Raw genomic sequence first — 14,015 nt, forward strand, 5'->3', positions numbered from 1 at the left:
AAACACCTAGATAGCAGTTTCGCCTCTCTGGTATGATGGTTTTTGGCCTCGCGGATCTCGCGTAATACGAATGACCGTGGACACCCCCGATCTTCGCAAGAAAGTGAGAAATTATCCTCATGCTGTCCGACGAGGTGGTCTGCGGCTTCGGAGGCACCGGGAACTGGTTTGGTAGCCAGACATTTGGGATGGAACCGGACATGCTCTCGATCGCCGGGGGGCTTTCATCCGGTCACCTGCCCATTGGCGGCGTCATTATCTCGACAAGATTTATCAATGCGCCGCTGACGAGGCCCACAAGGTCGGCGTGTTCGGTCACGGTTTCACCTACTCCGGTCATCCGGTGATAGCGGCCGTCGCCGCCGAGGCGATCAGGATCTACAGCGAGATCGATTTCGTGACCCAGGCGCGTCGTCTCGGCGATCACTTGCATGGAGCCCTCGCGGACGCGCTCGGCGACCATCCGCTTGTCGGTGAAGCCCGCGGCCGCGGCTTCATCGCGGGGGTTCAGATCGTCGAGGATCGTGCGCCCGTCGCGTCTTCGCGCCCGAGCTGAGGATCGGCGATGTCGAGCGGCGGTGCCGCGAGCACGGCGTCATGATCCGCAATATGGGAGAAGTGCTTGGAATCTGTCCGCCCTATATAATCACCGAAAGCGAGATCGACCCCTTGGTTGACGGCATTCGTTCTGCACTCGACGGCGCCGCTGCTGCGAATTCCCGGGTCGGTCGGGTGGCATGAGTTCCAGCATTAAGACCGACTGCTTCACTTCAGTGGATATTATCGAGCAAACGCTCACCCGAGGGGTGCACTTCATCCGTGTCCGGTACAAAACGTCACCCATGTCTCAGGTCGGGCACGCCGCTCGCCAACGACACCGAGTTCGGCCTCGCGGCCTACTTCTACACCGGCGATCTCGGTCGCGCCTTCCGCGTGATGGAAGGACTGAAGTACCGGCGTCAATGAAGGCCTGATCACCACGCCGGAGGTGCCGTTCCGCGGCGTCAAGGAATCGGGCCTCGGCAAGGAAGGCGGCCTCCAGGGCATCGTGGATTATCTCGACACCAAACATGTCTGCATCGGCGGTCTCGGCGTCTAGTGGTTCCCGCCTGACATAGGAGTCCAATCAGAGATTCCCTTTCTGGCCTGCGCGTGCGAGTCTGGCGCATGCGCACAGGAAGATCGTTCACCGTTTCGTCGGCCGATCGCGTCCGTCTGACGGCGCTGATCAGGGATCGCAACGCCCCGCAAAAGCATGTCTGGCGCGCCGAGATAGTGCTTTTGCCCGCCGACGGCGTCGGCACCGGCGAGGTCATGCGCCGCATCGGCAAGTCGAAGACCGACGTCTGGCGCTGGCAGGAGCGCTTTGCCGCGGAAGGCTGTGACGGGCTGCTGCGCGACAAGACGCGACAGTGGCGCATTCCGCCGCTCGGTCCCGATGTCGGCGAGCGCGTCGTGGCACTGACGCTTGCCGATCCGCCGGGCGAGAGGACCCACTGGACCGCCGACATGATGGCGCAAGCCGCCGCAATCAGCGCCAGCGCCGTCAGGCGCATCTGGAAGGCGCATGGTCTCGCACCCCACCGCTGGCGCCAGGTTCAAGCTCTCCAATGATCCGAAGTTCGTCGACAAGTTGCGCGCCGTCGTCGGCCTCTATCTCGATGCGCCGGCCCATGCCATCGTTCTGTCGGTCGATGAAAAGAGCCAGATCCGGCGCTCGACCGCACCCACCCGGCCTGCCGATGAAGAAGGGGCGGCTCGGTACGATGAGGCACGACTACAAGCGCAACGGCACCACCACCCTGTTCGCCGCCCTCAACGTCCACTATTGTCCCGTTGACGAGAATATCATCTTAGTTGCTTGTAAAAATTTGTTCTCCACTTCCGTCTCCATCGTATCTCAGTCAACGCGATGGAGCAGGAAATGACTACAAACATTGTGAAACTGGAAGAAGGCAGGGCAATCGGCTCTAATCGTGACGTGCCGCTGTCAGATCATGAGGCGGAAGCCCTAGGGCATCTTGCGGTGGCGCTGAGTGGCATTTCGACGACCATTCGGTCCGCCGCCTACAAACACGCGCTAAACTCTAGTCACGCGATGAAGCCCCTAAAGGAGACGGAGGACGCGCTTACCGACTACGACGCCTTGGCGAGGGCGGCGGGCCGAAAGCAGCCGAAAGCGGCGGAGGAGGACGACAGGAAGGGGGACGCCCTAGCGAGAGAGGCCGCCGCACAGGTCAGCAGGGTCGATCAGACCCGATCTTCCCGCTGGAGCAGACCGCGAAGGGTACCGGTGGCATCAACGGACTACGTTCGGCAGGTGGTCATGGCAGATAGTCAGCTTGGAGCAGTGTCGGCACTGGTAAACGCGCGGCGAGTGGCTCCAGAACGCTTCCATGCTTCTGTTCCCAGTGTAGATAATAATCCGGATGCTCCGCTTCTGACCTCTTTTTCGGACTATCTGAGCAGGGTGTGCGGACTGGAGTCAAAGTCCCGCGAAGGCGTTCTCCTGGGCAGCCGCCGCTTTCTGGATTGGTTCCATCACCACCATTCCCGGCCAAGCCCTCGGCGCGTTGACGGCTGAGCATGTCCTTGCCGCTGTCGAACATCGGCTGTCACTATCGGCGACCTCCGGTACCCGCACCGGCAGCAACTTCTCACATCGTATTGGGCTGGCCACCACGACCAGAATCTCGCGCGCGTCGTCCCCAGGACGCCCCACTGGCGTTTGGCTCATCTAACCCTCGAACTCGGCTACGGCCCGTCGACGGTCTTCTTCACATGGGTCGGATTCGACGAAATGGACGAGGTCACAGGCGACGGCCATGCTGAACTGCTCGACGACGGCTCCATCGACATCACCTTCTATCACAACGGCGACGAGGCAATCCTCAAGGCCAAACGGGACACTTCTTCAACGGCCTGCTAGGAGATCCGTGTTCGCCTTGCGCTGACAAAGAAGCTCACACATGACGTCCGGGAGACGATGCTGGCAAATGGTCTGGCTGAAGCATTCCACCCACAATACCAAAGCCCGTCCCGATCCAAAGCGCTTCTAAGCACTCCACCTCAGGCGCAAGGCCGGTTGGCCAGTGCATCTTCTTGGTCCGCCGGAAGAGAACCCCGCCCGACAATAGCTTCATGAGGTCTTGCGCTGCAGTGTCGACCGTAAAAAAGGGCGCGCGAGGCGCCCTTCATTTAAACCGGCAGTCGGGAAGCAGACTTCACTCTGATATTCAAAAGCGGTAGGTGACACCTGCGCCTATCAGCCAGGGATCGAGCTCCGCCTTCCCCGTCAGCTTCGCGCCGGTCACCGTGACGTCGAAGTCCGGCTTCAGGAAAAGCTTCTTCACGTCGAAGTTGAGGCCCCAGTGCTGGTCCACCATGTAGTCGAATCCGACCTGCAGCGCCGTGCCGAACGTGTTCTTCACCTTGAGAGCATCAGCGCTGCCAGTGTCCTGGTTGTAGAAGATCGTGTAGTTCACGCCGGCGCCGACATAAGGCTTGAACGCGCCGAGATCGGTAAAATGGTACTGCAACGTGAGTGTCGGCGGCAGCAGCCAAACTTTGCCGATGTTGCCCAACCCTCCGATCGTCCCTTGGCCCGCGATGTTGGCATAAGTGGTACCGAGTATGAGTTCGGCGGCGATGTTGTCGGTGAAGAAATACGAGATATCGAGTTCCGGCGTCACCGTGTCCGAATACGAAAGACCGGAGCCGGGAAGCGTATCAACGTAGCCCAGATCTTTCGTAACGACGCCCAACGCCCGCAGGCGGACCTGCCAAGGGATTGGCGCTTCGGTGACCGAGGCTCCCGTCTCCGCCAGGACGGTCTCTGCTTGCGCAGGCTCCGCGGCGACGGCCTGCTGTCCCACCATGATCAGGGCCACCGCCGCTGCTGTTGCCCGCGCTACGCCCATTCGCGTTCTCGCCATGAGATTCACTCCTTGATGTTCAGAAAGGATGCACTGCACTATTTCGTCTCCTGCTCGAATGAATTGTTGATGGACCTCAAATGCCCCTCTTGCGTTGCAACGCGTTCCGCCGTCTCCGGAGGGTGATCGTTGAAGCCGATTGCGCTGCGGAGAAAATTGGTGCCTAGACTGATGAATGCGGCTTGCTCCCGATTGTCCTCGCCGCAGCCGTGCCCGCCTGCGCTGGCCTCGTAGAAGTAAGCGGGATAGCCAAGAGCCTGCAGTTTTGCGGCCATCTTGCGCGCATGGCCCGGATGGACGCGGTCGTCGCGTTTCGTGGTGGCGATCAGGATAGGCGGATAGGGCTGTCCCGGCGCTGCGGCGTGATAGGCGGAGATTTCCTTCAGGAAAGCCCAATCGTGAACCTTGTCCGGATCGCCATATTCGTCGATCCAGCTCGCGCCCGCCAAGAGCTTGGTGTAGCGACGCATGTCGATAAGCGGTGCTGTGCAGAACAGAGCCCCGAAATGCTCAGGATAGCGGGTCAGCATGTTTGCGATCAGCAGGCCGCCATTTGAGCCACCCTCGGCGGCAATCCGCCTCGGCAGGGTGATGCCCCTTCGCACGAGGTCGGAGGCAACGGCGGCGAAATCGTCGTGGGCGAGACGCTTGCCCTCCCTGCGCCCGGCTTCGTGCCAGCGGGTGCCGAACTCGCCGCCGCCGCGGATGTTCGCCTCGACACACGTGCCACCGCGCTCGAGCCACAGCTTGCCCAGCGGGGAGTTGTAGTAGGGCAGGAATGATACGCCGAACCCGCCATAAGCGGAAAGGTGAATCGGAGCATCTCCGTTCCCGTTCGCCGGACCAACCTGCGTATAGGGGATCAGCTCATGATCGATAGAGACTGCCTCGTGGCGCGTGACCACCAGTCCGGATGCATCGAAATTCTCCGGGCTGCGCTTCAGGATTGCTGAAGCGCTGAGAGACGGCGCGGCATTCAGATCGAACAGCAAGAGCTGCGGCGGCGTGATCGGATCCTGAGCACAGATCAGGACCTCTCCATTGGTCTCGTGAACTGCCGCATCGAATGACCAGACGTCGACAGTACCTTCGGCGGGCAGGGTGTTCAGGACTCGGCGCGTCCATTCCTGGTGGCCGGGAGTGAACATCTCGAAACGCGGTGCGAGATTGACGAGGTAAGAGATAATGAGCTTCCCGTCATTCCAGAAGAATGACTGCATGGAGCGCCTTTCCCCTGGTTGAAACAGGGTCTCAAAACGGCGTCCGCCGGCGAGGAAAGTGGAAAGCGAGATGACGATCAGCGCGTCGGCGGGATGGGTGGTGCCTCCCACCGTCCAGGGCTTGCGCGGCCTTACCGCCAGCCAGTCGCCGAAGACCCGCCACGACGCGTCGCGAGGAAGATCGATCTGCCTCCTCGGCCCGCTCCTATCGCCGATCCAGCTGATCTTCTCGAAGAAGGCCGGCTGCTCGATGAACCAAAGGCGCTCGCTGCGGCCGGTGCGGTCCGAATGACCAGACACTTGGAAGCTTTCGAACCCGGCCTCGAAGATTGCCGGCGTGGTGAGGGGATCCGCGTCACGCTTCCACAGTCGAACTGTGCGCGCATAGCCGGAGCGGGTGGCCATGCCATTACCAAGCGCACTGGAAAGCAGAAGCGTGTCAGGGTCCAGCCAATTAACGTAGCCTTTGGCCTCGGGGAGGTTGAAGCCGTCGGCGACAAAGCTCAGAGAAATCAGGTCGAATTCGCGATGCACGACCGCGTCGCTGCCGCCGCGCGACAGGCGCAGAACGGCTCTTTCCCGTCTCTCCGGCTCGATGGACGCGCCGTCCCAGATCCAGTCCTCTCCGTCGCTAGCCGCGAGAGCATCCAGATCGAGCAGTAGCTCCCATTGGGGATCCGCCTTCATGTAGGCGGCAAGGGTGGTCCGGCGCCACAGTCCGCGTGGATTACCGTCATCTCGCCAGTAATTGTAGAGGTACTGACTACGGCGCGCGATCAGGGGAAGATTGTCGCGATTGTCGAAAATGGCTGTCAGAGCCGCGCGGTCGCGCTCGAACTGCGTTCCACCGAAGTGCTTCAGAGTCCTTGCCGATTGGCCGGCGGCCCAGGCAAGTGCCCGCTCGCCCTCTACATCTTCAAGCCAGACATAGGGATCGTCGTCGGGAGCATCAAGCGTTGGACGGACATCAAATGCGTTCATGTCCGGACAGCCTTCAGAAAGAAGGGATAGAGGCTTCCGTCGGCTCGGGAACGCTCAGTGTCGGTAGCGGCGCCCACATGTTCGAAAAGCGTGATCATTGATGAGTTCTTCCAGTCGGTGCGGCATCGCAGTGCTTTTGCGCATAGGGCCGCAACCTTCGTGCCAACTGGGAAAATCGTTTCGGAACAATGCGATCGCTCTGGAAGCGTTGTGTCACATGTCCGACATCGTCGAGAATCCGACAACGAGTGCTCCTCCTAATCACCGGATCAACCTCCGGCGCCAGTCGTGGACACTGTGCAGAACTCGAGAAGTGAAGCTCATTGGAGTGAACCTGGTTGACGCCCAACATCTTCGCTCTGGAGCGCTTCACGCACACGGATTCATGGCAGACACCATGATGCGATCGATGCTGTTAGAGACCAAGCTGGCTGCGCCTGTGAGTTTCAGCCGCCAGCTGGAAGCAGCGGAGTTCTGAGGAGAAGGGTGGGGGGCCCAAGCCCTGCCGCAATCTTGGCCTGCACCGTCCCCTTGATTGTTGTGGGTCAACGTCTGCCTGCCCGCTGAATTTGGCACGCCTTACACCTACGTCACGACCAAGACCTTCCTGTTGCACTTCGGCCTCGACACACTGCGGGATTTGCCCGATTTCGAGGCGATTGAGGTTGCCGCGCTGCTCAGCAAGGAGAAGCTGCTGGCGGGCGATACTCCCATCGGGCTGGTGAGTGGTGGAGGAGGTGAGGAGCGACACTCCAAGGCCAGGACGGGCTAGCGCAGCAGATACATGGAAGTAATCGCTTGATATGAGCGGTTGAGAGTCGAATCAGGGAACTATGCGATCACTATCGATAAGAGGTGGCAATATCGATCGTGATTGTATCGGGCCACTCTACGGCGAAGGAGGCGGCAACTTGTGTCTCCGACCCGAAACGATTACCTTGCGGCCATTATGAGCAAGCATTTGGCATCCGTCTTGACGACGTGAACGCGCCCTGCAGCGTACAGCTGGACGACGCGGCGCTGGCCGATTGCTTTGCGGATCTCGATTTGGCCAAGCAGCATCCCGCTCATGTCAGCGCCTTTCTCGGCGAGGTCCCTCTCGCCCAGCAAGTCGAGTTCGCAACCGCGCACCACATTCGCGGTCGACGAGATGAAGGCTTTTGCCGCCAAGTTCTCTGCCTGGTCCGGCGAAAGCTATCCGCTCGCCGCATAATGGCTGGACATGATAGCCGACGCCCGTCCCGAATGGCGGCGGCTTTTTCGTATTATATCGACCTGATCGACAAGATGCGGCGGAACAGGGGTCCACGTGCGATGCGGCCAAAGCGGATCCAGCTCTCGAGCGCGACTACGGGGTAGGTGTGGTCGCTGGAGCCGCGGCCGACCTCGACCTCGCGCCAGCCGGTCTTGCCGCGCAGGGTGACCAGCAGCCCTTGCCGTCAAAAATCTCGATCCAGCTGGCGCCATCGCTGTTGTCGTCGCGCATGACGTCGAGACCGACGATCTCGGAGCGCCGCAGGCCGCCGCCACAGCCCAGGAGCAAAATAGCGCGGTCGCGCAGGCCCTGAGGTCGTGGCCGAGCGTGGCGATCATCGCCAGCAGATCGTCGCCAGGACCGCCTCTTTCTGCCGCGGTGGCTTTGCGTGCTTGCGGCGAATGCCGGCAAGAACCTTATAGATATGCCGCTCCGCGCGGTCCAACGGCCGGCCGCGCTGGGTAAAGTTCCAGGCGAGGCCGGAAAGCCGCCGCTCGATGGTCGCAAACTAAAGGGCAGGGGCGCCACGCTTCGGATCGCCGGCGGCGGTGCCCGAGGCACAGGCGCTGATATTGAGCCTGATCACCTTCGAGCCCGGAGGCAGGGGATCGAAGCCAGCGCGCCGGCACCAGGAGGAAAAATGCCGCCAATCCTTGGGGTAGGCGTCGCGCGTGTTCTCCGAGGTGGCGTTGTAGCCCCTCGCGGTCTCGACCAGTTCCTGGACATGCGCCGGGACTCTTTGAGCCGGGTCTCCATCTCCTTGTAGAGCTTGTCAAGCTCGCCATCGACTGGCTTCAGGTCGTCGATTGAACATTGCGTCATCATAGGCTTTGTGCCTTGTTGTAGCAGGCATCGTCCGTTCGCGCGGCGGACACAGACATCACCGTCGCTGAGCCGAGAACGACGGTAAAAGAAAATGCACTCACTGACTTCATAACCAATCTCTTTTGCGGGTGATTTAGAAACGGACGCCGAGCTTGGCGCTGAACCCGTGTGTCTGGGCATCCGAGGCGATCTGTCCCTGATAGGCGATGCCGAACGTCGCGTTCTCGGTGATGTTTACGTCAAGCCCAGCTTCGAGCAGAGCTGCGTTCTTTGCGATCGGCACGCCCTTGATGGCGAAGGAGGAACCGCCAGCAAAGGCAAGAGCGGTATCCGGCCTGACGTCGCCGAAGGCGTGGCGCCAGCCAAGACCGCCGCGCGCGGTAGCAGTCACGGTGCCGAGGGTCAGTACCGTCGACGCACGCAGACCTAGCGTGGTAAACGCCGTGTCGCTCGAGCGATCCCCGCTCGACAAGGCGGCTGCGCCGCCATTCTCGGTGAAGCCATCGGCGTCAAAATTCACATAAGCGAGATTAGCGTAGGGCTCGAAGGAAGCCGAAGCCGTATTGATACGGTAGCCGAGCTCGCCAAAGGCCTGGAACGTGCCGGCGTCGTAATCGGCCGAAAGGCTGTCGGCGAAGCCTGGAAAGACCACGGACCTGCCGGTCTCGATGCTGTGCCAGGTATAGGCAAGGCCGGAACGAAAACCGAGATTGCCGTTCTGCGTGCCGGCAAAAAGACCGAGATGGTAATTCTCGCTCGAGCCCGACGACGCGCGATCGTCCGCCTCCAAGGAGGTATGGCTGTAGCCGCTGATGAGGCCGAGCCGCCAGCTTTCGCCGACAGCCGCGTCACCGCCAGCCAGAAAGCCGCCTGTCGAGTGATCGAGACCGGCGGCATTGCCGTCGCTGTCGAGATGACCCCAGGCGCCGAAGCCACGGCCCCATACGGCGAAATTCTCACTCGTTGCCGGGGCCAGTTCCAGACCACCCAGCCCATAAGTCATCACCGGAACGCTGGAGGCACCGACGCCGTCGAACGCCGCACGGATCCGTTCGCTCGCGGCATCGCGTACAGAATGACTGTCCTCGATGAGGCCGCTATGAATGGAAGCATGAACCTCGCCTGATAGCATATCGAAAGCGTTGCGGGCTTCCGGCGCCGTCAGGAACAGGATGTTGTCCTGGATCGGATTACCGCTTCCAAGCGCCTGAGCCGCTGCGGCGACCGAGCGTTGATTGAAGGTGCTGGCTACATCGGCAAACGCCGTCGATGTGCGGCTGATATCGAGATAGACATTGTTGGCATCGTAGACGAGCTGGAAATCGACGAAGGGCGTCGCGTCTGTCGCCAGAGCCCCCGTCAGCCCGCCATAGGTGCCGCTTACGCCGCCTGCTGCGGAGAGCAGAGTATATCGGGCATCGACCGATAGCGTTCCCTGCCGCAGCAGCTCGATCTGCGCGCCGCTGTCGATCGCCGCTGCTCCGCCAACATCGATGAGATCGGACGACCTTGCGAGGTCGACCTGATAGATCGATCCGGACTGCTGCGCGAAATCGCCCGTGACAGTCAGTGTGGTGACGATCCTGCTCGGATCGGTCGCACTGCCAGGAGCGACCGTGCCGCCCTCGGAAATGGTGACCGCACCGTAGGTGCCGCCGCCTGCGACGACACCGCCGCTGTTTGCGATAGCCGTGCCCCCGATCTGCCCGTCATTCCCGAGAAAGCCGGACGTGGTCGCATCATGGGAAAGCACACCTGTATCGGCAAGCAGCAATCCCGCGCCGGAACCGACCGTCGTCATGCCGGAAAAATTGTTCTTTCCGCTCAGCGTTTGCACGCCACCGGCAACGAATAGTTTGCCGCCCATATTATTGTTATCAACGTCGAGGTCGTTGATGCTGCCGGCGAACGTGTCGTTCGAATCCGTTAGCACCAGGGTACGCTTGCCCAGTTCGACCGTTCCGCTGCCACTCAGGCTACGAATACGGGCATCGTTGTAGGCGTCGGAGATTCCCCAATAGTCGCTGCCATTTCCATGTTCGGAGATATCGAACGTGCCGTCTGCAACGACTTTCGCTGACCGTTGGATGTTGCCGAGCCCCGCAAGCGAGAGATAGGCATCCTGAGCAATATTCGTCTCGCCGGTGTAGGTGTTGACATTCGTCATCCGGACCACCGTCTTTGTATCAAGCGTCAGCGATCCGGAGCCGGAGACGACACCCGCTATGCCGAACCCGCCCTCATTCCCCATGCTCGTCGTGATCCTGCTCAGACCGGTCCCTTCGGGTGCGGATGAATCGGTAGAGAAGTTGCTGGCAGTGACGAAATGTGACGTATAAGCGGTATACTTCTTCTCCAGATCGAAAATGACCGATCTGTTTTTGAAGAAGTCAAGACCGGCAACAAAACTGGTCTGGTCATTGGGTTGTTCCGTCGTGCCGCTGGTGTAGGTGAAGTCGATATTGTCCAGCCTTACCGGATCGCCATCCGTTCCTGCGATTGTAACGCTCGGGATGTTGCCCGATGCGCTTACGATCTCGCGTTGCTCATTTCTCCGAACATTTTTAAGTTTGACGCCCGCATCCTGAAATTGCTTCAGCATCGCATCACTGATCTCCAGACTGCCACCGCCCGGTGTGCCGGTGTCGAGCAATACCGCGGTCTTGTTGGGGTCGGTGATTGGTGGGGCTCCATCCTTAACCGTGTACTGCAGATTGTAGCTGCCTTCGTATTCGGTCGAGGCATTGGCGCCAGAGCCAGGAAAATTCTGATAAGAATCCTGATCTTTTTCCTCGGGTTCTCCCCATGGCATGGCATTAGTATATTGGGCCCGGAGGCTTGGATTGAGGTTGACAATCGTGCAGGGGGAACAGCCAGGCGTTTGGTCGCTCTCGGAATCCGGATTCACATTGGCGGAGACCACGTAGCCAGACCTGGTGACACTGCCCATCATGCCCCAGACACTTGTCTTGCCAAGAAAATCGCCGGCCCCGAATGTACCTGCGAAATCGCCGCCTTCGTCTGCCATCTTGCCAGCGGTCATTTTCGCCCGCTGCTCCTTATCGGCGTGATAAGGTTCTTGGAGATCCTGACCATACATATCTTTAAGTCCATCCGTCACGGATCCCGGCGTGCACTTAAGATTGTTGTCCTTGCAATACGCATGGGTATAGACAAAATCGAGAATGCGAGCAGCCCGGTATTTCTTATCGCTTACAGACGGCCCGTCGATTGTTATCTTTTGATCTGGATCGACATATGTAAATTTATCAATTTCCACGTTCTGAAGCTTATTACCATACGTTCCGTCCCCGTACGTATATACGTAAGGCGTGTCGGCAATCGGGCGGACCCCGGTCACCTCTGACCCGATCTGCGTGTTGAGCTGGTCCGAGCCCGTGTCGAATACGTATCGCTGCGCGTTGCCATTGTTGATCTTGGCCCAGATGCCCAGGCGGTCATGGCCTTCCCCGACATACTCCAGCGGGATCGAAATCGGGTCGTCGGCCAACGCTTCTCCAGTTGGAAATGCTACCAGACCCACCCCGAGAGACACAGCCGGCAGGAATACCGTCGTCATCGCGGTGGTTGCCGCCAGAAAGTTCTTTGTCCTGAAACAAGCCTGCATACCTGGTCCTCGAAAAAGTCTCGCAAACTGATTGTTCATTGGAACGGCCTCCTGAATTGTTTAACGAGACCCTTTATGGCGGCCCTGGCTGACAACAGCCTGAAAGCTGCAAGCGGCCTGCGAGAATGGGGCGATCCTGAATGACGACAGGTGCTGTCAACAATGGATGAGTGCTCGGCCTGAAAGCTGAGCACGCTTTATGCTCAGGCTGCTGACAAGGCCAAAGCAGCGTAAGTGCGGAGTGAAATCCAAGGTCCACATGGGTCGTCGCGCTTCCCGTGCGCCTGGGAAGGCGCCGGCCCGGCCAAGCTTTCCCAGATCGTCCGGATGGCGCACAAGATACCGGTTCAGGTCGATCGAGATGGAGGCCGAGGCGTATGCCAAGGCGGTCGACTGCCTGACGAAAGATCAGAATGCGTCGCTGGCGCTCTACGATTTCCGCCGGCAGCGAGCTCAGCTCCTGCCGGGCATCCGTGTTTACTGGCGACGAGACACAAGATGTGCCCAAATTGCCACCAGACCGTCACCTGCGATGAGTTTCGGCAACTGATTTTGTCCTTTCAATCGTCGCCACTTCCTGGCCGCGGCCAACATGGGCCACTCGAAGGCAGCAGACTGGCGGCTATATGGACGGGCTGTGAGCCCGCACCGGAGACATTGGCGAAATCTACGATCTCTATAGCAACGTCAAGGAGAAGCGCGAGGTGTTGCAGATGTGGTCAAATCACATCGAATGGCTGATCAAGCAGGCTGCGGATGACGCTCTGGCGGCGTAGCTGCTGGCATGGGCGGAAGATGCGGCGCAACAATCGTCAGAGCCTCATCGAATTGGAGATCATGCTTGACCAGCAAATGCGCGGCCAATGCTTCGATGGCTGACCAGTGATCGAGTACTAGCCGGGCCGTGCGATCTTCGATCCGCCTCCAACGGGGGCGGCGCGGCATCAGGAACCGCAACTCACCATAGATTCGCTTGGCATCCGCGTAGTCGCTGCTCCCCTCATTCCCATCGGACGCATTCATCGCCATATCGCGCGGGTCCAGATAGCCTTCGAATGCGGATTCTGCAAAAGGACCTGCCAGACACGCAACTATCTCTTGGATCGCTTCATCGCGTTGGAAATGTCGATCCATATCGTTCTCGAAAATCGGCTTTAGCTCCGAGGTGAATCCTTGCGCTGAATAGAAAACCGTGCCTTCGACAAAACCACCGCACTCTCCGTCACCGGCGTCGGGGTAAATACTAACACTTGAGAAAGCAGGGAGTTCACGGTCGTCGTCGAACATCTGACGGTGCAAAACGATGGCGGCCACCGCGTGCCCGGCTTCGTGATGCGCCACAGACGGGAGAAGATATTGGGAGGCTACATTCATGCGGTGCGGCTCTCAGATCTAGTTTCCATCCAAGCCCTGATATCGGATTCAAGCCATGCGACTCGGCCGGGGGAGATGCGACGCCGCTTAGGGAACAGGCCTGCCTTCAGAGTCGCGCGGTCGCGCTCGAACTGCGTTCCACTGAAGTGCTTCAGGGTCTTTGCCGACTGGCCGGCGGCCCAGGCAAGTGCCCGCTCGCCTTCCACATCTTCAAGCCAAAGATAGAGATCGTCGTCGGGAGCATCCAGCGTTGGACGGACATCAAATGCGTTCATGTCCGGACAGCCTTCAGAAAGAAGGGATAGAGGCTTCCGTTTGATCGGGAACGCTTAGTGTTGGTAGCGGCGCCCACATGTTCGAAAAGCGTGATCATTGATGAGTTCTTCCAGTCGGTGCGGCATCGCAGTGCTTTTGCGCATAGGACCGCAATTGTCGTGCCAACTGGGAAAATCGTTTCGGAACAACGTGATCGCTCTGGCAGCGTTGTGTCAGATGTCCGACATCGTCGAGAATCCGACAACGAGTGCTCCTCCTAATCACCGGATCAACCTCCGGCGCCAGTCGGTGACACCGCATTCCTCTGTCTTTCCAGGAGACGGCGTGGACATCAATGCCGTTCCTCACCGAACCCGCCTCCTAGCCCTTCGCCCATACGTCACGGCCGCCCCCCGGTTTGGCTTCAACCTGAAGGATTACGGCGTCCTCTTCGCAGAGAAGATCGGGTTGTTCGTGGCGCGCGCAGCGGAGCCCAAGGAGCTTTTCTGGGTTGCGGATACTGGCATGTCGATATTACGACC

General features: G+C 59.7%; 10 protein-coding genes and 4 pseudogenes. 7 read left to right on the top strand and 7 right to left on the bottom strand.

What is annotated here, in order from left to right:
• The first annotated feature begins 119 nt into the window (after positions 1–119).
• From QAZ47_RS06780 to QAZ47_RS06800, 5 genes and pseudogenes are all read left to right on the top strand, one after another.
• Positions 120–347, top strand: coding sequence for an aminotransferase class III-fold pyridoxal phosphate-dependent enzyme (locus QAZ47_RS06780; protein WP_263485461.1), 228 nt, complete (start codon positions 120–122; stop codon positions 345–347).
• Positions 308–556: an aminotransferase class III-fold pyridoxal phosphate-dependent enzyme gene (locus QAZ47_RS06785; protein WP_063169297.1), complete on the top strand. Its 249-nt coding sequence runs from the start codon at positions 308–310 to the stop codon at positions 554–556. Before QAZ47_RS06780 ends, QAZ47_RS06785 begins: the two co-directional genes overlap by 40 nt.
• A gap of 308 nt (positions 557–864) precedes the next feature.
• A pseudogene (locus QAZ47_RS06790) lies at positions 865–1,099 on the top strand (aldehyde dehydrogenase family protein); the annotation flags it as partial.
• A 68-nt stretch (positions 1,100–1,167) separates the two neighbouring features.
• Positions 1,168–1,823: pseudogene (locus QAZ47_RS06795) on the top strand (IS630 family transposase); the annotation flags it as partial.
• A 977-nt stretch (positions 1,824–2,800) separates the two neighbouring features.
• A complete protein-coding gene (locus QAZ47_RS06800) occupies positions 2,801–2,929 on the top strand; it encodes a hypothetical protein (protein ID WP_263485462.1) in 129 nt (42 codons plus the stop codon).
• 307 nt (positions 2,930–3,236) lie between these two features.
• Here the strand turns inward: QAZ47_RS06800 and QAZ47_RS06805 are convergent, their stop codons facing one another.
• Together QAZ47_RS06805 and QAZ47_RS06810 are read right to left on the bottom strand one after the other, a co-directional pair.
• On the bottom strand, positions 3,237–3,935 hold the full coding sequence (locus QAZ47_RS06805) for an OmpW family protein (protein ID WP_063169295.1): 699 nt from the start codon (positions 3,933–3,935) through the stop codon (positions 3,237–3,239).
• A 38-nt stretch (positions 3,936–3,973) separates the two neighbouring features.
• A complete protein-coding gene (locus QAZ47_RS06810; RefSeq protein ID WP_082826571.1) occupies positions 3,974–6,136 on the bottom strand; it encodes a prolyl oligopeptidase family serine peptidase in 2,163 nt (720 codons plus the stop codon).
• Positions 6,137–6,353: 217 nt separating this feature from the next.
• Between QAZ47_RS06810 and QAZ47_RS06815 the strand changes: the two genes are divergently transcribed.
• On the top strand, positions 6,354–6,614 hold the full coding sequence (locus tag QAZ47_RS06815) for a hypothetical protein (RefSeq protein WP_095769041.1): 261 nt from the start codon (positions 6,354–6,356) through the stop codon (positions 6,612–6,614).
• A gap of 93 nt (positions 6,615–6,707) precedes the next feature.
• Positions 6,708–6,908: pseudogene (locus tag QAZ47_RS06820) on the top strand (SMC-Scp complex subunit ScpB); the annotation flags it as partial.
• Positions 6,909–7,069: 161 nt separating this feature from the next.
• On the opposite strand, the gene QAZ47_RS06825 reads toward QAZ47_RS06820, so the two are convergent.
• The 5 genes and pseudogenes from QAZ47_RS06825 to QAZ47_RS06845 form a co-directional block, all read right to left on the bottom strand.
• A complete protein-coding gene (locus QAZ47_RS06825) occupies positions 7,070–7,306 on the bottom strand; it encodes a hypothetical protein (RefSeq protein WP_063169293.1) in 237 nt (78 codons plus the stop codon).
• Between the two features lie 116 nt (positions 7,307–7,422).
• Positions 7,423–8,106: pseudogene (locus tag QAZ47_RS06830) on the bottom strand (integrase); the annotation flags it as partial.
• A 243-nt stretch (positions 8,107–8,349) separates the two neighbouring features.
• Entirely contained in the window at positions 8,350–11,883 is a 3,534-nt protein-coding gene (locus QAZ47_RS06835; RefSeq protein WP_082826570.1) for an autotransporter domain-containing protein, read from the bottom strand.
• A 702-nt stretch (positions 11,884–12,585) separates the two neighbouring features.
• Positions 12,586–13,218 carry a hypothetical protein gene (locus QAZ47_RS06840; protein WP_063169290.1) on the bottom strand — a complete coding sequence of 211 codons (633 nt, stop codon included), beginning with the start codon at positions 13,216–13,218 and terminating at the stop codon, positions 12,586–12,588.
• Positions 13,215–13,493, bottom strand: a complete 279-nt coding sequence (locus QAZ47_RS06845) for an AlpA family phage regulatory protein (RefSeq protein WP_063169289.1) — start codon at positions 13,491–13,493, stop codon at positions 13,215–13,217. Before QAZ47_RS06845 ends, QAZ47_RS06840 begins: the two co-directional genes overlap by 4 nt.
• Between the last annotated feature and the right edge of the window lie 522 nt (positions 13,494–14,015).

It is taken from the genome of Mesorhizobium sp. WSM4904, assembly GCF_029674545.1.
Lineage (GTDB): Bacteria > Pseudomonadota > Alphaproteobacteria > Rhizobiales > Rhizobiaceae > Mesorhizobium.